The sequence below is a fragment of the Paenibacillus sp. FSL R5-0517 genome, from assembly GCF_037974355.1.
Taxonomy (GTDB): Bacteria; Bacillota; Bacilli; order Paenibacillales; family Paenibacillaceae; genus Paenibacillus.
The window spans coordinates 5,453,366-5,477,087 of sequence record NZ_CP150235.1 but is presented as its reverse complement, the minus strand read 5'-3'; the positions used below and the strand labels follow the sequence as shown (position 1 = coordinate 5,477,087).

At 48.0% G+C, this 23,722-nt stretch carries 20 protein-coding genes and 1 other annotated feature; all 20 genes read left to right on the top strand.

Annotated features, from left to right (window positions below):
- The first annotated feature begins 150 nt into the window (after nucleotides 1-150).
- The 20 genes from yihA (at nucleotide 151) to MKX40_RS24380 (ending at nucleotide 23,688) form a co-directional block, all read left to right on the top strand.
- Nucleotides 151-807: a ribosome biogenesis GTP-binding protein YihA/YsxC gene (yihA, locus tag MKX40_RS24475; RefSeq protein WP_339237111.1), complete on the top strand. Its 657-nt coding sequence runs from the start codon at nucleotides 151-153 to the stop codon at nucleotides 805-807.
- A 267-nt stretch (nucleotides 808-1,074) separates the two neighbouring features.
- Nucleotides 1,075-1,662 carry a non-ribosomal peptide synthetase module gene (locus tag MKX40_RS24470; protein ID WP_339237109.1) on the top strand — a complete coding sequence of 196 codons (588 nt, stop codon included), beginning with the start codon at nucleotides 1,075-1,077 and terminating at the stop codon, nucleotides 1,660-1,662.
- Nucleotides 1,663-1,997: 335 nt separating this feature from the next.
- Entirely contained in the window at nucleotides 1,998-2,399 is a 402-nt protein-coding gene (speD, locus tag MKX40_RS24465) for an adenosylmethionine decarboxylase (RefSeq protein ID WP_339237107.1), read from the top strand.
- Nucleotides 2,400-2,742: 343 nt separating this feature from the next.
- A complete protein-coding gene (gene hemA, locus MKX40_RS24460; RefSeq protein WP_339237104.1) occupies nucleotides 2,743-4,128 on the top strand; it encodes a glutamyl-tRNA reductase in 1,386 nt (461 codons plus the stop codon).
- A gap of 53 nt (nucleotides 4,129-4,181) precedes the next feature.
- Nucleotides 4,182-4,970, top strand: coding sequence for a cytochrome c biogenesis protein CcsA (ccsA, locus tag MKX40_RS24455; RefSeq protein ID WP_339243188.1), 789 nt, complete (start codon nucleotides 4,182-4,184; stop codon nucleotides 4,968-4,970).
- A gap of 5 nt (nucleotides 4,971-4,975) precedes the next feature.
- Entirely contained in the window at nucleotides 4,976-5,626 is a 651-nt protein-coding gene (locus tag MKX40_RS24450) for a bifunctional precorrin-2 dehydrogenase/sirohydrochlorin ferrochelatase (RefSeq protein ID WP_339237102.1), read from the top strand.
- A 2-nt stretch (nucleotides 5,627-5,628) separates the two neighbouring features.
- A complete protein-coding gene (gene hemC / locus MKX40_RS24445) occupies nucleotides 5,629-6,585 on the top strand; it encodes a hydroxymethylbilane synthase (protein ID WP_339237100.1) in 957 nt (318 codons plus the stop codon).
- Nucleotides 6,586-6,589: 4 nt separating this feature from the next.
- Entirely contained in the window at nucleotides 6,590-8,152 is a 1,563-nt protein-coding gene (gene cobA, locus MKX40_RS24440) for a uroporphyrinogen-III C-methyltransferase (RefSeq protein ID WP_339237099.1), read from the top strand.
- 100 nt (nucleotides 8,153-8,252) lie between these two features.
- Nucleotides 8,253-9,254, top strand: a complete 1,002-nt coding sequence (hemB, locus tag MKX40_RS24435; protein ID WP_017692601.1) for a porphobilinogen synthase — start codon at nucleotides 8,253-8,255, stop codon at nucleotides 9,252-9,254.
- Nucleotides 9,255-9,280: 26 nt separating this feature from the next.
- The gene (hemL, locus tag MKX40_RS24430; protein WP_339237097.1) at nucleotides 9,281-10,585 is read left to right on the top strand and encodes a glutamate-1-semialdehyde 2,1-aminomutase; all 1,305 of its coding nucleotides are present in this window, start codon (nucleotides 9,281-9,283) and stop codon (nucleotides 10,583-10,585) included.
- A complete protein-coding gene (locus MKX40_RS24425) occupies nucleotides 10,582-11,487 on the top strand; it encodes an RluA family pseudouridine synthase (protein ID WP_339237095.1) in 906 nt (301 codons plus the stop codon). Before hemL ends, MKX40_RS24425 begins: the two co-directional genes overlap by 4 nt.
- A 305-nt stretch (nucleotides 11,488-11,792) precedes the next feature.
- Entirely contained in the window at nucleotides 11,793-13,307 is a 1,515-nt protein-coding gene (locus MKX40_RS24420) for a LysM peptidoglycan-binding domain-containing protein (RefSeq protein WP_339237092.1), read from the top strand.
- 155 nt (nucleotides 13,308-13,462) lie between these two features.
- Nucleotides 13,463-13,744: a binding site (T-box leader), on the top strand.
- 67 nt (nucleotides 13,745-13,811) lie between these two features.
- On the top strand, nucleotides 13,812-16,478 hold the full coding sequence (locus MKX40_RS24415; RefSeq protein WP_339237088.1) for a valine--tRNA ligase: 2,667 nt from the start codon (nucleotides 13,812-13,814) through the stop codon (nucleotides 16,476-16,478).
- A gap of 78 nt (nucleotides 16,479-16,556) precedes the next feature.
- Nucleotides 16,557-17,933 carry a folylpolyglutamate synthase/dihydrofolate synthase family protein gene (locus tag MKX40_RS24410; RefSeq protein WP_339237086.1) on the top strand — a complete coding sequence of 459 codons (1,377 nt, stop codon included), beginning with the start codon at nucleotides 16,557-16,559 and terminating at the stop codon, nucleotides 17,931-17,933.
- Nucleotides 17,934-17,989: 56 nt separating this feature from the next.
- On the top strand, nucleotides 17,990-19,309 hold the full coding sequence (gene murC, locus MKX40_RS24405) for a UDP-N-acetylmuramate--L-alanine ligase (protein ID WP_339243187.1): 1,320 nt from the start codon (nucleotides 17,990-17,992) through the stop codon (nucleotides 19,307-19,309).
- Between the two features lie 117 nt (nucleotides 19,310-19,426).
- Nucleotides 19,427-20,650, top strand: a complete 1,224-nt coding sequence (locus MKX40_RS24400) for an SPOR domain-containing protein (RefSeq protein WP_339237084.1) — start codon at nucleotides 19,427-19,429, stop codon at nucleotides 20,648-20,650.
- 145 nt (nucleotides 20,651-20,795) lie between these two features.
- Nucleotides 20,796-21,038: a DUF4321 domain-containing protein gene (locus MKX40_RS24395; protein ID WP_047841183.1), complete on the top strand. Its 243-nt coding sequence runs from the start codon at nucleotides 20,796-20,798 to the stop codon at nucleotides 21,036-21,038.
- Nucleotides 21,039-21,131: 93 nt separating this feature from the next.
- Complete coding sequence (locus tag MKX40_RS24390) at nucleotides 21,132-21,743, top strand: Maf family protein (protein WP_339237082.1); 612 nt, start codon at nucleotides 21,132-21,134, stop codon at nucleotides 21,741-21,743.
- Between the two features lie 37 nt (nucleotides 21,744-21,780).
- Nucleotides 21,781-22,470 (top strand): DNA repair protein RadC, encoded by a 690-nt coding sequence (gene radC / locus MKX40_RS24385; protein WP_339237080.1) that lies wholly within the window; start codon nucleotides 21,781-21,783, stop codon nucleotides 22,468-22,470.
- Nucleotides 22,471-22,653: 183 nt separating this feature from the next.
- Nucleotides 22,654-23,688 carry a rod shape-determining protein gene (locus MKX40_RS24380; protein ID WP_024633969.1) on the top strand — a complete coding sequence of 345 codons (1,035 nt, stop codon included), beginning with the start codon at nucleotides 22,654-22,656 and terminating at the stop codon, nucleotides 23,686-23,688.
- Nucleotides 23,689-23,722 lie beyond the last annotated feature (34 nt).

Here is a 23,722-nt window from a genome sequence, read left to right as displayed (position 1 = left end):
TATCCGAAAGGTTCGTATGAAGAGTAGACCGTTCTGCGGAGGCTTCGGCGTCCGCTGGAACGGTTTTTTTGGTATGATAGAACAATCCATGGCATAATAACTTCAACAGGTTATGCATAGCAAAGGCGTTCAAGAGAGGAAAGATACAATATGAAAGTAAATCAATCTGAATTTATTATCAGTGCCGTTCGGCCTGAACAATACCCAGAGGACGGTCTGCCAGAGATTGCGTTGGCGGGTCGATCCAATGTGGGGAAATCTTCCCTGATCAACCGTTTGATCAATCGTAAAAATCTGGCTCGGACGAGTGCGACACCAGGTAAAACACAGCAGCTGAACTATTATAAAATTAATCAGGATCTCTACTTCGTCGATTTCCCGGGATATGGTTACGCCAAGGTTTCCAAAGAGCAGCGCTTTGCCTGGGGTAAAATGATGGAGAAATACCTGCTCGGACGCGAGGAATTGAAACTGGTTATGCAGATGGTGGATATGAGACATGAGCCATCCAAGGAAGATAAGATGATGAATGAATGGCTTCGTCACAATGGATTGCCTTTGGTTGTCGTAGCAACCAAGATGGACAAGATTCCCAAAACACGTAGAGCCAAACATATCAAAGTTATTAAGGAATCACTGGGTCTTCGTTCAGGGGATTTGTTTGTGCCGTTTTCATCCGAAGAGGGATTGGGGAAAGAGGAGTTATGGGACATCATTACCCGCCATGCCCGCATAGATAAGTATGCACCAGTTCTGGATGCAGAGGGTACTGCTGAAGAGGAAGAAAACAACGAAATTAACGGATAACCGAGATAGTATACAGTTTTAGTGTGGGAAAGTGAGCATGTTAAGTGAATCTTGGATGAGATCAAGATTAATCCGGTTATTTATGGGATTTCGTGAGAATTCATCATCTGGGTCTGGAGAAATATAGCGTTAAGGTAGTGTATAATGAGCATAGGTGCATGTTGCCAACAGTACCCAAAACACCGGCTTCGCCGGCCTGAAGAATTTTGAGATTACTGCTACAGTGCAGGAAGGCAAAACAATCGGGAAAGAATTGAGGAGATTTGTATGGCTCAGCGGTTAGCCACAGAGTATGTTAAGGCCACTATGAAATTGTCAGAACCCCAGATGCATCAGTTTTTGCGCATGACGGAAGACGGCCGACTCCATCATCGGGTTAAGGTGTTGGACAATGGATGTCAGGAGGTTGTGTTGGGGGATGTAAGTGGAGAAGAGGTTCATTTCCCTTTTGATCGCATAGAAGGATTTTATATCTGTGAGTTATCTTGCCGCCTGGTGAATCTGCATCTGACCAATGTTGTCCGGAAGCTCTTTATGACTTTTAAGGGTGACGGGGTCGTTCATCGAATCTATAAAGGGTTCACCATGACGTATGTTTATGCTCAAGGCACTGTCCGTAAAATTGTGGAGAAAACCGGGGAGAATACCCGAGTGATCTATGAATACAAAAATACGTTGCTCGAATTGCAACATCTGTTCCTGGCCAGAGATGTAGAACGCGAAATCAACCGTGTGTATGCCGAGATTGATTCACTGCTGGACACTAGAAAAGATGCGACTGCTGATCAGCTTCATCAGATTGATGAGACTCTTGTTCGTTATCAAAAACGGTTGTTTGAGCTTGAAGCTTATTAACCTGAAAGTGTATGTCTATACACGTATAAAAATGTAATGAATTCCCTTGTATCTTCCGGGTCTTGGCACTTGCCAATGCGGAGGTTTCAGGGGGATTTTTTGTTGTAGGGTCAAATCATCCCGAATGAAAATATTTATTTTACAATCTTCTGGAAAAGGGTTGATTTCACTCGGATTCAATGTTATTTTTAATCTCGTTGAAAACAATATAGGAACCAGGATTCACTCAGGACATTATATGTTGCGAGAGATTTTTCCCTCGGGAAGTGAATGACGTAGGTCCTAGCGGATGAAATTTTTCAAACATTTTATTCCTAGGAAGGGGGAACCGAAGGGTGGAATATTCAACTTTCGGAAGACACGTTGCTGTTGATACTTGGGGTGTCGACTTTAATCTACTGAACAATGCGGAGTACTTGCAAGCCCAAATGGTTGAAGCAGCGGAGGCATGTGGTGCGACAGTAATGTCCGTGCAGTCCAAGCAGTTTGACCCACAGGGAGCGACCGTTCTTGTACTCTTGTCGGAGAGTCACCTCTCCATTCATACGTATCCTGAGAGAGGTTTTGCAGCAATTGATTGTTACACTTGCGGGGATACCGTTGACCCACAGTTGGCCATTGACTACCTGGTATCCGTATTAAAGCCGGAAAAAACGTATGCAAAGAAGCTGGTACGTGGATTGGGCGAATTGCAAGTTGAAACACCAGAGATGAACAAACATTCAGAATGGGTTTAAATAAATAGTATATTGCATACACAATGTTCACATATCGGGATGGACGCATAACCTCCCAAACTTTAATAGCCATGGAATTATTCCATGGCTATTTGTTTTAAATGTCCATATCATTATGAATATTCATAATCGACACTTTTTAACGCATAACGGGGAACTTTGGTGAGACACTACAATAAATGACAGTGCATATGATGATGAACATGGGGATTTCATAAACATTTCATAAAAATGACCCGGTCACGGCTATGATGTGTGATATAATTAACCATGTCAATCATAAATGGATAGACATATGCAGTAAGCACTTTGATTGGAAATTTATTAGGCAGGTGAACTTGCAATGCACATCGTTGTCGTTGGTTTGAATTATCGCACGGCGCCTGTAGAGGTTAGGGAACGATTCACATTTGCAGAAAAGGACTTGTCTGAAGCGCTGCAGCAGCTCAAGCTGACCAAGAGTGTATTGGAAGGTGTAATCGTAGCCACATGTAACCGTACCGAGTTGTATGTTGTGGTGGACCGTCTTCACATGTGTGGTTATTTTATTCGAACATTCATGGAACAATGGTTTAATGTACCACGGGAAGAATTTACGCAACACTTATATATATATGAAGATGACCAAGCCATGCGCCATTTGTTCCGTGTGATCTGCGGACTTGATTCCATGGTCATTGGTGAGACTCAGATACTTGGACAGGTGAAACAGGCTTTTCTTAAAGCTCAGGAAGAGAAATCAACAGGTACCTGGTTTAATATGCTGTTCAAACAGGCAGTTACACTGGGCAAACGGGCCCATTCGGAGACCTCCATCGGGGAGAGCGCCGTATCTGTCAGTTATGCTGCTGTTGAGCTTGGTAAGAGGATTTTTGGCATGTTCACAGATAAGAAGGTGCTCATATTGGGTGCCGGCAAGATGAGTGAACTAACCGTGAAACATCTCTATGCCAACGGGGCATCCGAAGTCATCGTGGCAAATCGTACGCTCGCAAGAGCCGAAGAGTTGGCAGCCAAGTTCCGGGGCACACCTTGTACGATGGAACAAGCATTAGATCGTCTTAATGAAGTGGACATTGTGATTAGTTCTACTGGAGCTGAACGTTATGTCATGGATGCGGCAGTGGTACGGGAGAGCATGAAGCGTCGTCAATCCCGTCCATTGTTCCTGATTGATATTGCGGTTCCACGGGATATTGATCCGGCGATTGCTGAGTTATCCAACGTATATCTCTATGACATTGATGATCTGGAAGGAATCGTGGAGAGCAACCTGGAGATGCGTAAGGTGGAAGCTGCCAAGATTGAGAGAATGATTGAGCTTGAGATGGAAGATTATTACCATTGGCTCAAAACGTTGGGTGTTCGTCCCGTTATTCGCGCTTTGCAGGAAAAAGGTGTCTCCATTCATGAAGAAACGATGGATAGCCTGTTTAATAAACTGCCTGAGCTTGATGAACATCAGCGTAAAGTCATTCGTCGTTTGACCAAGAGTATTGTGAATCAAATGACGACAGATCCGATTAATCGGATTAAGGAAATGGCAGGAACGAAGCAAGGTGATGAAGCTCTGCGCATGTTTACTCAGATTTTCGCTTTGGAAAATGCAGTGGAGATGGCCGCTGAAAAAGTGAGTCAGAGTGACGCCACAGCTCTGGCTAAACCAGCCGCTCACCTTAACGAAAACCGGCAAGACCCCGTGCCGGCTTATGCTCCGGCAGGCGTATAAGGCGGGTGGGCAGCTTGACCGTTGCTGAACAAGTCTATGAAGCTTTAATCTATATGTATGCCCTGAGCCTACTGTTCTATTTCTCGGACTGCATTCGACGCAATGCGGGGGCGAAGCGGACAGGCACAGGGTTTCTTGTCGTTGTTTGGGGACTTCAGGTCACACATGTCATTTTGCGCATGTGGACTGAAGGACATTTTCCAATCTACACCACCTTTGATTTTTTGTTTATATTTTCATTCAGTATTGTGCTGATGTCTCTTGTCATGACTCGTATCCAGCGTTCTGAATTTGTGATTTTATTGCTGAATGTTGTAGGTTTTTCCGTTACGGTATTAAACCGCCTGTGGTTTACGGCCGGAGAGATATCCCTGCATAACTGGCAAACAGTACATGGATTACTCATCATGCATATCACCTTGGCGAATCTTGGTTTTGCGGCGTTAACCGTTGCTACGGTATTTGCCTTGTTATATCTTTTCTTGCACCATAAGTTGAAGAAAAAAAAGTGGAATGATACGATGCGCCGGCTGCCAAGCCTGGAAGTGATCGGTAAGTACATGGATGGTGCTACATTGATAGGAACGCCGCTCCTTGGTGTTTCTGTAATGCTTGCCGTATTATCCATTGTGGCGGAAAGACGATGGATCTTGCTACTGGACCTCAAAGTAATTGCTACAGGTCTTGCTATAGCCATCTACGTAGGTTACTTCGTATTCAAGAGAAGAAAACAGTTCTCTACGATCATCATGGCAAGATGGACACTGATTGGATACGGATTGGTCATTGTGAGCTTTTTATCCAATGCGTATTCAGCGTTTCATCGTTGGACGGGAGAGTGAGGGAAATGGAGCGTTACACGCCAATATTTGTGAATACTTCAGGCAAGAAGTGCTGTGTAGTTGGTGGTGGACGTGTTGCCGAACGTAAAATTAAGGGATTGCTGCATGCCGAGGCTCAGATTACGGTCATTAGTCCGGAGCTTACTCCCTTATTAAAACAACTGCATCATGAATCCCGAATTCAATGGATAGACCGGTCCTACCGCAATGGAGATTTGCGGGGGGCCTTTCTCGTATATGCAGCGACTGACCGATCAGAGGTCAATTCAACTGTGGTTCGGGATGCTGGGAATGCGGGCATATTGGTGAATGACGCGATGTCTTCGGAGCACAGCAGCTTTATTACGCCAAGCGTAGTCAGACGTGGAAGATTAAGCATAGCGATATCCACAGCAGGGGCGGGGCCGGCAGCAGCTGCTGAGATACGAGCCACACTCGAACGACAGTTCGGTGATGAGTATGAGACGTATCTTGAGTTTTTGCACCAGATGAGGACCGAGGTGAAGGCACGCGTATCTTCTGCTAGTCTTAGAAGTACGTTGCTTCGGCAGTTAACTGAGATGAACATACTAGAAGATATTCGTACAGGCCATTTCCGGTGGTGGACCGAAGAAGAAATCGGGGACTGGATATCCCGTAATCAGGAGGAAGTATAGATATGCGTACAATTAAAGTTGGAAGTAGACAGAGCGCGCTTGCGCTAACCCAGACAGGTCATGTCATTCAGGATTTACGCGACATTTGTGAGCGGGAAGGATTAGCTTTTGACTTTGAAGTACATAAGATTGTTACAAAGGGAGATCTCATTCTGGATGTAACGCTGTCAAAAGTGGGAGGCAAAGGATTGTTTGTCAAAGAAATTGAACAGGCGATGCTTGATCGTACCATTGATATGGCTGTGCATAGCATGAAGGATATGCCCTCCGAGTTACCCGAAGGATTAATTAATGGCGCTGTTCCCCGTCGTGCAGATCCACGGGATGCGCTGATTTCCAATGGTGGACTTACGCTGGATCAATTGCCAGAAGGCGCAAGAGTTGGGACAAGCAGTCTGCGCCGATCCAGTCAATTAAAAGCCTATCGTCCAGATTTGCAATTGGAATCGCTTCGCGGCAATATCGATTCCCGTCTGCGGAAGCTGGAGACTGAAGGCCTTGATGCGATTATTCTGGCTGCTGCTGGGTTGTACCGAATGGGCTGGGAAGACCGGATTACCGAGTACTTGACCGAAACAGCTTGCCTTCCGGCTGTGGGCCAGGGGGCGCTTGGTATCGAATGCCGTGAAGACGATGAGGAATTGTTGCACTTGTTGCAGCTGTATAATGATCCCGAGACAGCATTTCCTGTACAGGCGGAACGCCGTTTTCTCAGTGTATTGAATGGGGGCTGTCAGGTCCCGATTGGTGCTCATGCGGTGTGGCTGCCTCAGCAAGATGCAGATTCCCTGAATGGCAAAAACACGTTACAATTAACAGGTATGGTCGGTACACCGGATGGTGGACTGATTCTTAAGGAAGCTCTGACTGGCAAAGACCCGGTTCGTCTGGGAGAAGAAGTGGCTTGGAGATTGATCGAACGGGGAGCAGAGCAGATACTGGCAGAAGTTAGGGGATGAAGACATGGTGGGGAAGGTCTTTTTGGTAGGAGCAGGTCCTGGGGATGCAAAGCTAATTACGGTAAAAGGGTGGGAATCCATCGGTAAAGCCGATGCTGTAGTCTATGATCGTTTGGCAAGTCCGAGATTGTTGAAACAAATGAAACCTGGCGCGGTCAAGATTTACGTGGGCAAGCGCCCGGATCGGCATACGATGAAACAGGAAGAGATCAATCAACTGTTGGTTGATCTGGCTCTGGAAGGCAAGGTTGTGGTACGGCTTAAAGGTGGCGATCCGACGATCTTTGGACGCGTGGGCGAGGAGGCGGATTTGCTGCACAAAAACGGCATTCCATTTGAGATTGTGCCTGGGGTAACAGCTGCGATAAGTGTGCCAGCGTATGCCGGAATTCCCGTGACACACCGTGACTATGCGTCCTCTATCTCCATCATTACGGGGCATGAAAGTCCGGACAAGCTCGATCGCAGCATCCATTGGGATAAAGTGACGAATGCGACGGGTACACTTGTATTTATGATGGGTGTTGCCAAAATTGGCTATATCAGCGAACAGTTGATTCGTCATGGTCGTCCAGCACAAACACCAGTAGCACTGATTCGTTGGGGAACACGAGCGGAACAGGATACCATTACAGGTACCCTTGAAGATATAGAAGCGAAAGTGATCGCAGCCAATTTCCAACCGCCTGCTGTTATTGTGGTAGGGGATGTCGTGAATCAACGGGAACAGTTGAAATGGGCAGAGGCGCTGCCGCTGTTTGGCAAACGAATTCTGGTGACCCGTGCTCGCAGTCAGGCGAGTGAACTCGTGAATCGCATTGAGGAACTCGGCGGCGAACCGTATGAGTTTCCGGTCATTGAGACGGTCATGCCTTCCAGTGAATCTGCGCAGCAAAGTGTCAAAGACGCGTTCAGTGCTTTAAATACCTATGACTGGGTATTTTTCACAAGTGTGAACGGCGTGGAGTTCTTCTTCCGCCATCTGGAACAGGAAGGCAAGGATATTCGCTCCATTCATCAGGCAAGAATTGCTGCCGTAGGACCATCCACAGCAGACGCTTTGCGCAAACATGGCATCGTTGCAGAGGTTGTCAAAGGTCCTTTCCAGGCCGAAGGCATGCTTGAGACTTTTGAAAGTGAACTGAAGGAAGGCCAGAAAGTCCTGCTTCCGCACGGTGATCTGGCTCGTACGTGGTTACGTGACCAGCTGCGAGAACGAGGACTTCAAGTCACCGAAGCCATCATCTATGATACGATCCTCGCTGGTGAAGATGATGATGAACTGCTCAAGCTGCTTGAAGAAGGCGGTATACATGCGGTGACCTTCACAAGTTCATCGACGGTTACCAACTTCATGAGTATGTTGAAACGGATGGGATTGCAAGATCCGCTGCCTTTGTTAAAAGATGTGGAGGTTGCATGTATCGGACCGGTTACAGCGAAGACTGCAGAGGCCGCTGGACTGCGTGTTACGCTCATGGCAGAGGAAGCGACGATGGATAGCTTGATCACAGTTCTATGTGACTGGAAACGGACAAGCGCCAAGGAAGGCGTTCTTCGGAATTAATACACAAGTAATATGTTGACATACGAAGCGTGCTGAATTCGATAGGATACCAGCGCGCTTCCCTTTTTGCTCTATTACACTTTCAGGGAGGTTTACACGTATGAGTTTTCCAATTGTACGGCATCGCCGTTTACGCCAATCCACAGGTATTCGCAATATGGTCAGAGAGACCCATCTAACCGTGGATGATTTTATTCAACCGATCTATGTAACGTATGGAGAAAATGTTAAATCCGAAATCAAATCCATGCCTGGGGTATTCCGTTTCTCGCTGGATCGTCTTCAGGAAGAAGTAACAGAAATTGCCGAGTTGGGAATTCCAGCCGTGTTATTGTTCGGTATTCCTGAGACGAAGGACAGTGTGGGTTCATCTGGCTTCGCTGAAGATGGCATTGTGCAGGAAGCGACGAGATTGATCAAATCGTGGTACCCAGAGCTGCTGGTTGTTGCAGATACTTGTCTGTGTGAATTCACAGATCACGGTCACTGCGGTATGGTACACACCGTGGAGATTGACGGTCACATCTGCGGAGATGTGTTAAATGACGAATCACTTGATCTGCTCGTGCAAACGGCAGTGTCCCAAGCCAAAGCAGGAGCGGACATTATTGCACCATCCAACATGATGGATGGATTTGTACAAGCGATCCGTGCCGGGCTGGATGAGAATGGATTCAGTCACATTCCGATCATGTCCTACTCTGTAAAATATGCTTCTGCATTCTATGGCCCATTCCGCGAGGCAGCAGATTCAACGCCACAATTCGGGGACCGCAAGTCGTATCAGATGGACCCGGCCAACGCACGAGAAGCTCTGCGTGAAGCCGAAACGGATGTGCTGGAAGGAGCGGACATGTTGATGGTAAAACCATCCCTTTCCTATCTGGATGTTATGCGCACCATCAAGGATCAATTTGATCTTCCGCTTGTTGCCTATAATGTAAGTGGCGAGTATGCCATGGTTAAGGCGGCGGCGATTCAAGGCTGGATCGATGAGAAAAAAGTAGCCATGGAAATCCTGCTCAGTATGAAACGCGCGGGTGCAGATATGATCATTACCTACTACGGAAAAGACGCTTCTCGCTGGTTGGCTGAGAAATAAAATAATCGACATTGGGGAGGATACACATGACTGTACAACAAGGTAATCGTCGTAATGATGAGCGCTCACGTAGCGCGTTTGAGGAAGCGAAGCAGTACATACCCGGGGGGGTGAACAGCCCTGTACGCGCATTCAAATCGGTGGGACTTACGCCAATCTATGCGGAGCGCGGCGAAGGGTCCAAAATCTACGATATTGATGGCAATGTTTTTATTGACTATGTAGGATCGTGGGGTCCACTCATCATGGGACATGCACACCCTGACGTTGTAGAAGCTTTGCGTGAGACAGCCCTTAAAGGAACAAGCTTTGGTGCACCTACCTTGCTGGAGACCGAGATGGCGAAACTGGTCTGTGAGCGTGTACCTTCCATCGATATTGTGCGGATGGTTAATTCCGGTACGGAAGCAACCATGAGTGCCATTCGACTGGCACGTGGGGTAACCGGACGCAGTAAAATTCTGAAGTTTGAAGGATCATATCATGGACATGCGGACAGCTTGTTGATCAAGGCTGGCTCAGGTGTTGCAACGCTGGGGCTGCCAGATAGTCCAGGTGTGCCTGAAGGCGTAGCTGTGAATACCATTACGGTACCTTATAACGATCTGGAGTCTGTGACACTTGCTTTTGAACGTTATGGTGAAGAACTTGCCGCTGTTATTGTGGAACCTGTGGCGGGTAACATGGGGGTTGTACCTCCGGCTTCCGGCTTCCTGGAAGGCTTGCGCAGTTTGACGACGCAATATGGCAGCCTGCTTATTTTTGACGAAGTCATGACCGGTTTCCGCGTAGGGTTGAACTGTGCCCAGGGACGATATGGGGTTACACCCGACCTGACTTGTCTGGGGAAAGTTATCGGTGGCGGACTCCCGGTTGGTGCTTATGGTGGTCGCCGGGATCTGATGGAACAGATTGCTCCTACGGGACCGATCTATCAAGCAGGTACACTAAGCGGGAATCCGCTGGCTATGGCCGCAGGATATACCACGCTCAAATTGTTAACACCAGAGGTCTATGACCGTCTGGAGACACTGTCTGCACGTCTGCAAGCCGGATTCGAGAAAAATGCATCTGAGGCGGGTGTCGCGATAACCATTAACCGGGTGGGTTCCATGGTTTGTCCATTCTTCAGTGCCGTTCCGGTAACCAATTATGATATTGCCAAAGAAAGCAATCTGGATCAATTCCGTCGTTATTTTGCGGCCATGATTGATCAAGGTGTGAGTGTTGCGCCTTCGCAATACGAAGGCATGTTTGTCTCTGGTGTGCACACGGAGCAGGATATTGACGATACGATCGAGGCGAATCGTAAAGCTCTTCAATCGCTATGACGATCAAAAGTTGGAAACGCCGTGGGGAATGGCTTGAGCTGATGCCAGGAAAAACCGTAACCGGCAGCTCGGACAAACAGATGGCTGCAGAGCAATGGCTATTGTCTGAACTTCAGTTTCCGGAGAAACTGCTACGTCAGCTTAAAGCAAACCGAGGAATACAACTCGCAGGGGACCGGCTTCGGCTGGCCCTTTTTGCGTCTCAGCCAATCGATGTCGAACCACGCTGGGCTGAGGCGGAGGTCTTGTTTGAGGATGATTTCTGTTTGGTTATGCACAAACCGGCAGGCATGAAACTTCATCCGGATGGAAGCCGCGCTGATCAGGCCATCACGCTGGATCATGTGGTTGCCTCCTATTATGAGATGAACGGAATACAGGCAAGTGTACGCCATGTTCATCGACTGGATGAGGATACAACCGGACCTGTCCTGTATGCCAAAAATGCTTTTGCCCTCGCCAAACTGGATGAAGCGATGCGCCGCAAAGAGATTGGTCGCCATTATGTAGCCATTGCAGGGGGACAACTATCCCGCGAACTGCACAAAATTGATGGTCCCATTGGCAAGGACAGACATCACAAACAGCGCAGACGTGTCTCTGAAGGTGGTCAAGAAGCTGTTACGCATGTGGAGATCGTCGAAGTGTGGGAACGGGCAACTCTTGTACGATTGAAGCTGGACACAGGACGCACACACCAAATTCGTGTACATCTGAGTTATGCGGGACATCCGCTCATCGGTGATGAGTTGTATGGAGGAAGAGCGGATGCCATTGATAGGCAGGCGCTTCACGGAGAAGTGTTGAAGTTTAACCACCCGTTAACTGGAGCCATGATTGAAGTAAATGACCCTTGGCCGTCCGATTTTACACAACTGGCAGAGCGCGAAAAGATGTATTAATACTATTTATGTCGCCTAAAAGCTTTCTGAAAGAAAGCTGCTTCGGAAGCATAGTCTATCCCCGGATTTTCCCTTTGAAGAAGGGAATCAAAAAAATCTGGGGATAACAGTGATCGGAAGGTTATTCTGTCATCGAAGTGGCTAGGTGCAACATTCTCTATTTCGCTTTATATAGCAAGGTTTTTCAAAAGGTGGCATGCTCATCTCATTCAAGGCATATAGATGGGGTAACGAAGGATTTGGACCATGGATCAGTCCCATGAGAAGGATCATGGTGAACATATGCCGAAAGGAGGACGCCACCTTTGTTGAATCAACCTTATGGTTTGCGGTTCGATATTTATGAGCGCGTTCATTTGTCTGAGGGAGTTCCTGCGATTGAGGAATTGGAGGAGATTGAATTATACCCGCGCATTCAAGTCATAGGGCAGGATGATCATGCCACCTTAAGAGGGCATCTTTTACTTACAGGTGCGTACAGAGGAGAAAATGAGGCTTCAGAAGAGCTCAAACATTTCATTCCCGTGGAGATTACAGTGCCGCTGAACCGAGTCAGATCAATTGAGGATATTTCCATTGAGATCGAAAATTTTGACGTGGATCTGTTGTCCAACCGCAGTCTGAACATTACTGGCGTGTTGTCGCTGCGAGGCATCGAGGGCTTTCATGCTGAAGAGCCGCAAGTGTGGTCAGCAGATGAGTTTACAGTAGTCCACTCACCGGATGCTCAGCAATCCAACCGTTCCGATGAAGCAGAAGAGACAGATAGCGATCCTAACACATTTGCACAAGAGTATCTGCTCCAGCGGAGTGAGGAAGAGAGACTTGCGAATGCAGCAGAGCTTGCCTATGGTGCCCCCGAATATCATCAGGAATATGCGAACTTATCCTCGGCGGAGCAAAGTGCGGAGTACGCTAACGAAAACAGACAACCTGATGCAAACGAAGATCCTGCATCTCTGACAGCGAATGGAGATGAACTGGCATCCCAGGAGCCATACAGCGAACCTTCTCCCATCTCGTCATTTATGGCTGAGACCGCTGATCGGTTAGCTTCTTACCCAGAGTCGGAACCGTTGCTTCCTCTGGAAGATGAGTCTTCAGCGTGGTCCGAGCCTTCCGTGGATGCATTGCCTACAGAGCCTAGAAATTCAGATCAAGAAGTCCAAGAACCTGCTGCTCAATCATCTAATGAGTTCGCAGCAGCAGATGTACCGGACGGACCGGACGTATGGCATTTCGAATCAGCGAGATCTGTACCTCAGCAGGAGAATCAGGCAGTTGATGTTCCGGTTGAACCACAAGCGGAGAACTGGCAAGGTGTATTCGGTACGTCCGAAGCAGGCAATGCAGAGGAAGAACGCCAGTCTTTTGAAGCGACTGAGGTAGATGAGTTTGTGCAGAATGAAGCATTTGTCCCTGAACCTGTTGCTGAGACGGAAGACAAGCCGGAGATGAAGGTTGCTTTTGGCAGTAAAAAGGAATCCGCACCAAGACAAGAGGAGGGTGTGGGGATCTCTTCCTTGTTATCCTCCGGCAGATCAGCACGAGATGCTGAAGTGGAGAGAGGCGAAGAGGTACCAGCCGGTGTGATACAGGAAGAAACGTATGCACCTGAGGATGTGGAATGGAAGAATCTGTTCCTGGGAACGATTGTGGATCAGACGCCATTCCGCAAAGTGAAGTTGTGTATCGTCCAGCGGGAAGATACACTGGATGCCATTGCGGATCGATATCAATTGAGCACGAGGGAACTTCAGTTGTATAATCGATTATCTGAACAAGTTGTGGAAGAAGGTCAGATATTGTACATCCCTTAATCCGCAGTTAAAGCCTTCGTTATGACCCGTGATCCCCTTGAGGATTGCGGGTTTTTGCATGATTTGCCCTAAACCTGCATTCCAGCGCACTTTATCCGCTGTTGTCAGGTTGACTATCGCGCACGAGCAAGGTATGATGTGTGTAGGTTTTTTGAAGAACAACGTGGAACGGGAGTAGTAGACAGTATGACCTTTCAGAGAGTGGAATTGCAACGCTGTGAGATTCCGCAGGAACCAACTGATCGAAGTCGCCCGGGAGTTGCCTGTTTGAATTCAAGGGATGAATGAGCGTTATCGTCATTTATTTCTGAGGTAGGATGGGCCGGTAGCAGCCGTTATCTGCTTGAAGTGTCACGTCATGTACAGAGGGGGAAGTCTACCTTGCTGTCGGCGTGAAACAAAGGTGGTACCGCGAAAGCTAACCTTTCGTCCTTTGATGGATGAAAGGTTTTTTTTGTTTTTTTTGGCGAAGATGATGAAGATGAAGTAACGGAGGAATGACACATGTCTGAGGAAAAAAAATCAGCTGCAACAGAAATGCCGACCACTTACGATCCTAAAGCGGCAGAAGACAAATGGTACTCCACCTGGATGGAGCGCGGATATTTCAAAGCCGGTCAACGTAAAGATGCCGAGCCGTATACGATTGTAATTCCACCCCCAAATGTGACCGGGATGCTGCACATCGGGCATGCGCTCGACTTTACACTACAGGATATTCTGATCCGCACCAAACGGATGCAGGGTTATGATGCACTGTGGCTTCCGGGTTCCGACCATGCAGGTATTGCTACCCAAACCAAAGTGGAGCAGAAGCTGCGTGAAGAAGGTCTGACTCGTTATGATCTGGGACGCGAGAAGTTTCTGGAGAAAGTATGGGATTGGAAAGATCAATATGCCACAACCATTCGTCAGCAATGGGGCAAAATGGGTTTGTCCCTTGACTACTCACGTGAACGTTTTACGCTGGATGAAGGTCTGTCCCAAGCGGTTCGCAAAGTATTTGTTCAACTGTATGAAAAAGGCCTTATTTACCGCGGCAAACGCATCATTAACTGGGACCCGGTGAACCGGACAGCCCTGTCTGACATTGAGGTTGAATATAAAGAGGTTCAGGGTCACCTGTACCATCTGCGTTATCCGCTCAAAGACGGAAGTGGCTACGTTACAGTAGCAACAACGCGTCCTGAAACGATGCTGGGTGATACAGCGGTCGCTGTTCATCCGAAGGATGAGCGCTATGCAGATATGATTGGCAAAGTCCTTGTACTGCCTATCATTGGACGCGAAATTCCAATTATCGCTGATGATTATGTGGATAAAGAGTTCGGAAGTGGTGCAGTAAAAATCACGCCTGCACATGATCCGAATGACTTTGAAGTAGGTCTTCGTCATGATCTGCCACAGATTACGGTAATGGATGAGAGTGGCACAATGAATGCAGAAGCTGGTAAGTATCAGGGACTGGATCGCAGTGAATGCCGCAAGCAGATTGTTGCTGATATGAAAGAGCAAGGCATATTGATCAACATCGAGGATCATACGCATCAGGTTGGACACAGTGAACGTACCGGCGCTGTTGTTGAACCGTATCTGTCTACTCAGTGGTTTGTTGAGATGAAGCCACTTGCAGAGAGAGCGATCAAGAAACAACAGAGCGGCGAAGGGGTTAATTTTGTTCCAGACCGTTTCGAGAAAACATATCTGAACTGGATCGAGAACGTTCGTGACTGGTGTATTTCCCGTCAACTGTGGTGGGGACATCGTATTCCGGCCTGGTATGATGAGGAAACGGGTGAAATCATCGTATCTGCTGAAGATCCTACAACGCTACCAGAGAATGCAGGACGCAAGCTTAGACAGGACGAAGATGTACTCGATACTTGGTTTAGCTCCGGCTTATGGCCATTCTCCACACTAGGCTGGCCGGAAGATACGGAAGATCTGCAACGTTATTATCCGACAAGTGTACTTGTGACAGGGTATGACATCATATATTTCTGGGTTGCACGTATGATTTTCACTGCACTGGAATTCACGGATGAGATTCCGTTCAAGGATGTGCTGATGCATGGTCTTGTTCGTGATGCAGATGGACGTAAAATGTCCAAATCACTGGGCAACGGTGTAGATCCGCTGGATGTGATCGAGAAATATGGCGCAGATGCAATGCGTTACATGATCTCAACCAGCAGCACGCCAGGCCAGGATCTCCGTTTCCGTTGGGAACGGGTGGAGCAGGCTCGTAATTTTGCCAACAAGATCTGGAACGCTTCGCGCTTTGCATTGATGAATCTGGAAGGATTCACCTATGAGGATCGTGACATCAGCGGAGAGCTTGGTACAGCGGATTATTGGATTTTGCACCGTCTGAACGAAACTTCCCGCGATATTACGCGTCTAATCGAAGCGTATGAATTTGGGGAAACAGGTCGTGTGCTGTATAACTTTATCTGGGATGACCTGTGTGATTGGTACATTGAGTTCGCTAAACTGTCCTTCTATGGGGAAGATCCGGTTGCCAAGAAGAAAACACAATCCGTACTGGCTTATGTGCTGGATCAGACCATGCGCCTGATTCATCCGTTTATGCCATACATCTCCGAAGAGATCTGGCAGCATCTGCCGCATGAAGGTGAGACGATTACGTTGGCAGCATGGCCGGTATATGATCCTGCTTTTGAGAATCCAGAGGCTGTTGCCGAGATGAACCTGCTCATGGATACCATTCGTGCAGTTCGGAACATCCGTGCAGAAGTGAACGTGCCTATGAGCAAAAAGATTGAATTGATGGTGAAAGCAAACAGCCCTGAGGCGTCCAGCATCATCGAACGTAACAGTCATTACATCAAACGTTTCTGTAACACCTCCGAGTTCGATAGTGGGCTGGATCTGAGCTCCCCGGATAAGGCAATGACTGCAATCATCACAGGGGCAGAACTATACTTGCCGCTGGCAGGTCTTATTGATATCGAACAGGAAGTGGCTCGTCTGGAGAAAGAGTTGCAGAACCTTGAGGGCGAAGTACTCCGTGTGGAGAAAAAGCTGTCGAATGAAGGCTTTGTAGCCAAAGCGCCTGCCAAAGTTATTGAGGAAGAGCGCGCCAAGCAAGCAGATTATTCCGATAAACGGGATAAAGTGATCGCACGAATCAAGGAACTGAAAGGTTAATATATTTGGGTCGGATGGAGAGCCAGTATGCCATCCGGCCGCTTTTTTCACTCAAACTCGGAACCGAAGGTGAATCAGATGACGGAATTAGACGGGACAGATGCAGCAGCTCCTTTACTTACGTATAACGAGGCCGTGGACTGGATCAATGGCCTTATTCCTTTTGGCATCCGACCTGGATTGGAACGAATCGAGGGTCTGATGTCTATGTTAGGCAATCCTCACCAACGTCTCAAATTTATTCACGTCGCGGGAACGAACGGCAAAGGTTCGACTTGCGCTTTTTTGACGTCAGTGCTTCTTCAGGCTGGATATGATGTGGGTACCTTTACATCGCCTTATATCACCAAGTTTACGAACCGTTTTCAATACAACGGCGAGGATATTCCGGAAGAGACACTGTTGAAGATCTCTAACCGTTTGCGACCGCTGGTTATGGAAATGGCATCTACACCGCTTGGTTCCCCAACGATGTTTGAGGTGTCTACGGCTCTCGCGCTTCTGTATTATGCAGAAGAGTGCTACCCTGATGTTGTGGTATGGGAGACGGGGCTGGGGGGAAGGATGGACGTAACGAATATTGTTTCGCCTGTTGTGTCCGTCATCACCAACATTGGTATGGATCATACGGATGTGCTTGGAGATACGATTGAGCAGATCGCTGGAGAAAAGGCAGGCATTATCAAGCCGGGAGTACCCGTTGTAACCTGCGCGACGCAACCCGAAGCTGTGAAAGTGATTCAGGAGAAAGCACAGCAGCTTCAATCAAGCCTGTATTTGGCTGGAAATCAATTCTCTTATCATCGACTGGAGAGTAATGAGAACGGACAATCTTTTCATTTTACAGGCCCTTTTCGTGACCTGGACGTTCGCATCCGCATGCAGGGCTCACACCAATGTGACAATGCAGCGGCCGCACTGATGGTGCTCGAATTGCTTAGACAATACATGGCATTTATGCTGGATGATAACGATATCGCACTTGGACTGGAGAATGCTTTCTGGGCAGGGAGATTCGAAAAAGTCGTCGATGAACCCCGAATTGTGCTCGATGGAGCACATAATCCGGAAGGGGCAGAGTCGCTGGCCAAGAGCATTACGGATGTCTATCCTCACAACAAGTTAATTTTGATGATGGGTATGTTGGCAAATAAGCATCACGAATCATATTTGCAGCATATACTGCCACTAGTGGATACGCTGATCCTGACCGAGCCAGACTTCCGACGCAAAATGGCTGCAGATGAATTGCTGCAGATTGTCGAACGGGTACGTCCCGCCTTTGCGAAGCAGGAACTGGAAATCATCGTCGAGCCCGAATGGGCAAAGGCTCTTGATCTATTGAAGTCACGGACGGAAGCGGAGGATCTGGGGGTGGTCTCCGGCACACTGTACCTGATTGCGGATGTGCGGGCAGCCCTTTTGCATCAAACCGATTCTGAAAAAGGTTGGTGAAAGTTTTGTTAAATACATCGGAACACGTTCATTTTATAGGGATTGGCGGATATGGCATGAGTGCCATCGCTAGAGTTATGTTGGAAATGGGATACACCGTTACCGGATCGGATGTCGCTTCACAGGAGTTGACCGAGAAGTTGGCAGCCAAGGGAGCGAAAATATATATCGGCCATACAGCAGAGCACGTCACTGGAGCAGACCTGGTTGTTTACTCTACGGCAGCGCCTGCTGATAATGTGGAACGGGTAGCAGCTGCAGAGCTCAACATTCCGATTCTGCATCGTTCCCAGATGCTTGCACGTTTGTTAAATGAACGTAAAGGTGTGGCTGTGGCTGGAGCCCACGGTAAAACCACCACCTCATCCATGATTGCACTGGTTATGGATAAATGTGATACGGACCCGACATATATCATTGGCGGAGAGATCATGAATGTGGGCACCAACGCCAAGGCAGGCCAGGGCGACTGGGTAGTTGCCGAGGCCGACGAGAGCGATGGCTCATTTTTGCAGTACCATCCATGGCTCGGTATTGTAACCAATATTGAGGCAGATCATCTGGAGAATTACAACAGTGATTTTGAGGAACTCAAAAAGGCTTATGTGCAGTTCCTGAGCCAGATTCGTCCGGAAGGAACAGCCATTGTGTGCTCAGACGACGAGAATGTTCAAGCGATTTTGCCAGAACTCAAGTCACGGATTACAACCTATGGTATTGATCGTGCTGCGGATTATACGGCAACGGATATTGTATTGGGCGATCGCCGTATCTCCTTTACGATGAATCATCAGGGTGCTCCTATGGGCACGGTGGAATTATCAGTGCCAGGTAAGCATAACGTTTATAATGCGATGGCTACTGTAATTACCTGTCTGGAAGCAGGTATTCCATTTGAGAAGATTGTGGCAGCGATCATCCAGTTCCACGGAGCCAAACGCAGATTCCAGGTATTGGGCGAGGCGCGTGATATGCTGATCATCGATGATTATGCGCATCACCCGACGGAGATTGAAGCGACTATTAGTGCAGCCAAAGCGACAGGCAAACGTATTATTGCGGTATTCCAGCCACAGCGTTATACGCGTACGTTCTTCCTGTTGGATGCGTTCAGTCGTGCTTTCGCGGAAGCGGATGAGGTGCTTATTACGGATATCTATTCTCCTGCGGGCGAAAAACAGATCGAAGGGGTAACCTCCGCCAAACTGGTTGAACTAATCGTTCAAAACAGTAATGCTTCTGCACGGTACCTTCCTACGAAAGAAGAAGTTGTAGCTGATCTGCAGCATCGTTTGCAGCCAGGAGACCTGGTGATTACGATGGGTGCAGGTGATATCTGGAAAGTTGGAGATACACTTGCCCAAGGCTTGAAATAGATCATTTGCGAAACCGCCTGTCTTCGATATGAAGCAGGCGTTTTTTTGCGTTAATTGGAATGTCTTCTGCCTTCTCTGCATATAGCTGATATAAATGGGACAAAGGAGAGGGTACGGGTGAGCAATGCTAGAATGACGTTTCGCTTCGGGGATCATGAGTCGGACAAGCCTGAAAACAAGAGGAGTTCCGCATCCAGTCCATTGGTGTCGTTAAGTGAAGAATTACCGCATAATCAACTGCTAACGCCTAAGCAGATGGATACGACCCCATCATGGACGCCAGAGGATATTCCCGGAGACTGGGGAGAGACGGTGCTGACAAGCTCTACTGTACCTGAACCTGACGAGAGGGTGAGCCCTGATTCGAACTCGAATTTTGATGAGCACCATTATCTAGGAAACCGTTCCGGTTACGGTTATGATAATTATTCAGAAGGTCCGGAGGAAGAGCGTCGCTATCGGTCTAATGCCCAAGAGGATCAGGGCCACGACTGGCTTGCAGATTCGGAGAACTATTCCTATAAGCGCAATCGTCCTCCAAGGGGCTGGAAAATGATTGGTTCTGTCACTGGGGCACTTGTTACCGGAGCACTCTTTGGCATGGTGATTCTCTCATTTTTTAATAAAGAAGGAGCCGTCAAGCCAGACGATCTTCTGCCCGCCAATCAGGCAGTTTCCACTGTGACCGGTCAGGACGGGACTGCAGGTACAGAACAGCAGACAGCGGCGACTGGCAGCACGTATTATGCACTTCAATACGGCGTGTTCAGTTCTCCTGAACGAGCTGAGCAGGCCAAGCTTGAACTGGCTCAGGCAGGTATAGCCGCAGGGTCTGATCCTGAAGATGGTAATCGAGTATATGCAGGCATTTCGGCTGACCGTGAAGAGGCCAAGCTACTTAGCTCCAGGCTAAAAGCTCAGGGAGTCGAACTGTATGTCAAGGAGATCGTGAACCCTGAGATCAATCCGGCTATATTCGGTGGCAAGCAAGAGGATGTGCAGCTTTTCTTCACAAACAGTTCTGCACTGGTCGAACAATTGTCTACCTTGTCCATTCAGCAGTTGGGACAATCTGCACCGACAGCAGTCTCTGCAGAAACGATGGCCGCGATTCAGAATAAACACCAGTCATGGTTAACCGGTTTGAATAGTCTCTCACCCGGCCTGACTGCGGAGGTACAGCCTATTGTTGGTGGAATGGAGAAATCAATGAACGATGCAATAACGGCTATTGCAGAGTACAACAAAAATCCGGATGATGTGCACATGTGGTCCGTGCAGTCCGATCTGATGGAATATGTACTACAGCAGAAAAAATGGCTCGAAGCGATTAAGCAGTAACATGCTCTTTCCCATAACAACGCTTGGAATTACCCATCCGGCAAGGAACTGGAAATAGTTCCCCTTGCCGGATTTGTGTTTGTATTGACGTACAAAACCCCGTATAATAATGTGGGTGTCAAAAAATGGCGAGGGAAGATTACCGATGAAAAAAAACTTCGGCATGTTATTGCTGTTTCTGCTGCTCGGCTGGATGGCCGGAGCGTGGATCGCCAAGGCACTGCAGCCTGTTAAGGCAGTAGCCTTTCTTACGAAAGCCACGACCATACGTTGGTCGCCGCAGGCTGATCTTGATATTATCAGTTATGATATTTCACTTCAATTTCAAATGAGCCTTCTGAGTCTGATCGGTATGATTGCCGCTGTGTGGCTATATCGCAGACTGTAGGAGAATGACGAGTTATGACGAAAAAAATTAACCAGTGACATCTATTATCGTGATCCGGACAGGATGTTGCCGTGGCATAAGGAGCCGTTCATTTTGGATAACACAAAGCAGCGCCCTATTATTCTGGCCTCCACATCGCCTCGGCGCAAGGAACTGATCGCATCACTCCACCTAGCGTTTGATGTAATACCAAGTCATGCCAATGAAGATACACCGCCAGAGTGGACCCCTGAACAGACGGTACAGGAGCTTGCTTTGCGCAAGGCGCTTGCTGTGTATCGGGGGCTTGAAGGCCGCGAGCAGGAAGCCATTATTGTTGGTAGTGACACCGTTGTTGTTCTGGATGGTGAGATTCTGGGCAAACCCGTAGATGAAGCGGATGCTGAACGTATGTTATCCCGGCTGCAGGGCCGTGTGCATCGGGTGTTTACGGGCGTCGCTTGTATTGATACGGGCAATGGACAGTCGTTAGTTCATTACCGCCAGACCGATGTAACGATGAAAGAACTGTCGGATGCGACCATCCGTGCTTATGTGAAGACAGGTGAGCCTTCGGACAAGGCAGGATCTTATGCCATTCAGGGCATTGGCGCTTCACTGGTCGACCGTATTGAAGGATGTTATTTTAATGTGGTTGGCTTGCCGCTATCCTTGCTAAGTGACATGCTGGACGGGTTCGGCGTACATGTGTTGCCACGAACATGAATGAAGCCAAATGTTGTGAAATGAAAAGAGGGAACATATGGAGTCGCCTCAATACATGATGCGCGACATCCCCCAGGAAGAACGCCCGAGAGAACGCATGATGGAATACGGGGCGGGCGCCTTAAGCCATGCTGAATTGCTGGCCATTTTACTTCGAACAGGCACAAGACAGGAATCCGCGGTGCATATGGCACAGCGGATTCTGACCGAAACGGGTGGCATTCGCTCGTTAATGGATCTGAGTCTGGAAGAATTGACTGCAATGAAAGGGATTGGCAATGCCAAGGCTGTACAATTGAAAGCTGGCATTGAGCTGGGGCATCGGATTGCCAAGAGCAGACTCACACAGTCGGCTTCAATCCGCACACCGCGTGATGCAGCTGACATCCTGATCGAACAATTGCGTTATTTGCAAAAAGAACATTTTGTGTGTCTCTTTCTGAATAGCAAAAATCATATTATTGCCCAGGAAACACTCTCCATGGGCAGCCTTAACGCTTCGATTGTACATCCGCGTGAAGTGTTCCGGGCTGCCATCAAATGCAGCAGCGCATCTATTGTGTGCGCACACAACCATCCGAGCGGTGATCCTACGCCCAGTCCGGAGGATATCCAAATAACCAAGAGACTGATTGAAGCAGGCGCTATTGTTGGCATTGACGTGCTTGATCATATTATTATCGGAGATGGAACGTACGTAAGTTTGAAGGAGAAGGGCTTAGTATAATATAATGGTTGGCGTTGATGTTTTCCTATGAATGTTAACGGCGTTGTCCGTAAAAGATAGGTTCACTTTACAAATGCAAAAAAACAAATGCGAATATTAGCTCCACGTGTTACGTGGGAATGAAATTATCACGCTCTGGATCTGAATAGAGCGGCTATATGAGGCAGAAAAGGAGATTATGTTATGTTTGGTGGTTTTACGAAAGATTTGGGTATTGACTTGGGGACAGCAAATACGTTGGTTTATGTACGAGGAAAAGGAATAGTGGTGCGCGAACCTTCGGTAGTCGCTATACGCACAGATACAAAAAGCATTGAGGCAGTAGGTGAAGCCGCCAAAAAAATGATTGGACGTACACCGGGTAACATTCGTGCCATTCGTCCAATGAAAGATGGCGTTATCGCCGACTTTGATACAACGGCAACAATGATCAAATATTTCATCCGTGAGGCGCAGAAACAACGCTCCATGTTCCAACGTCATCCAAACGTGATGGTATGTGTACCATCCGGGATCACGGCTGTAGAACAACGTGCGGTTGAAGATGCAACCAAACAGGCTGGAGCACGCGAAGCCTATACCATTGAAGAGCCTTTTGCAGCTGCTATTGGTGCGGATCTGCCTGTATGGGAGCCAACAGGTAGTATGGTTGTCGATATTGGTGGCGGTACAACGGAAGTTGCTGTTATCTCTCTTGGTGGGATTGTAACGAGCCGTTCGGTTCGCGTAGCAGGTGACGAGATGGATGAATCCGTTATTCAATACATCAAACGCCAATACAATCTGATGATCGGTGAGCGTACATCGGAGCAGTTGAAGATGGACATCGGATCAGCAATGCCATTGGAGCAAGTAGAAACGATGGAAATTCGTGGACGTGACCTCGTTACAGGTCTGCCGAAGACCATTACGATTACTTCGGACGAGATCAGCGAAGCATTGGCTGATACGGTGAATGCAATTGTTGAAGCGGTAAAAGTAACCCTTGAGAAATGCCCACCTGAACTTGCGGCCGATATTATGGATCGTGGAATCGTTCTTACAGGTGGTGGGGCGCTTCTGCGCAATCTGGACAAGCTTCTGGCTGGTGAGACAGGAATGCCTGTCATTGTGGCTGAGAACCCGCTGGATTGTGTAGCAATCGGAACAGGTAAAGCGTTAGAGAATATTCATTTGTTCAAAAGCAGAAGCAGTTCGGCAGTTCGTTCCAAACGTTAATCGGTATTTGCCTAACTTGACATTGCGAATAAGT

What these genes read in the sequence shown, in the direction of transcription:
- yihA (WP_339237111.1), top strand. Translation starts at nt 151, where the DNA reads ATGAAAGTAAATCAATCTGAATTTATTATCAGTGCCGTTCGGCCTGAA.
- MKX40_RS24470 (WP_339237109.1), top strand. Translation starts at nt 1,075, where the DNA reads ATGGCTCAGCGGTTAGCCACAGAGTATGTTAAGGCCACTATGAAATTG.
- hemA (WP_339237104.1), top strand. Translation starts at nt 2,743, where the DNA reads ATGCACATCGTTGTCGTTGGTTTGAATTATCGCACGGCGCCTGTAGAG.
- ccsA (WP_339243188.1), top strand. Translation starts at nt 4,182, where the DNA reads ATGTATGCCCTGAGCCTACTGTTCTATTTCTCGGACTGCATTCGACGC.
- MKX40_RS24450 (WP_339237102.1), top strand. Translation starts at nt 4,976, where the DNA reads ATGGAGCGTTACACGCCAATATTTGTGAATACTTCAGGCAAGAAGTGC.
- hemC (WP_339237100.1), top strand. Translation starts at nt 5,629, where the DNA reads ATGCGTACAATTAAAGTTGGAAGTAGACAGAGCGCGCTTGCGCTAACC.
- cobA (WP_339237099.1), top strand. Translation starts at nt 6,590, where the DNA reads ATGGTGGGGAAGGTCTTTTTGGTAGGAGCAGGTCCTGGGGATGCAAAG.
- hemB (WP_017692601.1), top strand. Translation starts at nt 8,253, where the DNA reads ATGAGTTTTCCAATTGTACGGCATCGCCGTTTACGCCAATCCACAGGT.
- hemL (WP_339237097.1), top strand. Translation starts at nt 9,281, where the DNA reads ATGACTGTACAACAAGGTAATCGTCGTAATGATGAGCGCTCACGTAGC.
- MKX40_RS24425 (WP_339237095.1), top strand. Translation starts at nt 10,582, where the DNA reads ATGACGATCAAAAGTTGGAAACGCCGTGGGGAATGGCTTGAGCTGATG.
- MKX40_RS24415 (WP_339237088.1), top strand. Translation starts at nt 13,812, where the DNA reads ATGTCTGAGGAAAAAAAATCAGCTGCAACAGAAATGCCGACCACTTAC.
- MKX40_RS24410 (WP_339237086.1), top strand. Translation starts at nt 16,557, where the DNA reads ATGACGGAATTAGACGGGACAGATGCAGCAGCTCCTTTACTTACGTAT.
- murC (WP_339243187.1), top strand. Translation starts at nt 17,990, where the DNA reads ATGAGTGCCATCGCTAGAGTTATGTTGGAAATGGGATACACCGTTACC.
- MKX40_RS24395 (WP_047841183.1), top strand. Translation starts at nt 20,796, where the DNA reads ATGAAAAAAAACTTCGGCATGTTATTGCTGTTTCTGCTGCTCGGCTGG.
- radC (WP_339237080.1), top strand. Translation starts at nt 21,781, where the DNA reads ATGGAGTCGCCTCAATACATGATGCGCGACATCCCCCAGGAAGAACGC.
- MKX40_RS24380 (WP_024633969.1), top strand. Translation starts at nt 22,654, where the DNA reads ATGTTTGGTGGTTTTACGAAAGATTTGGGTATTGACTTGGGGACAGCA.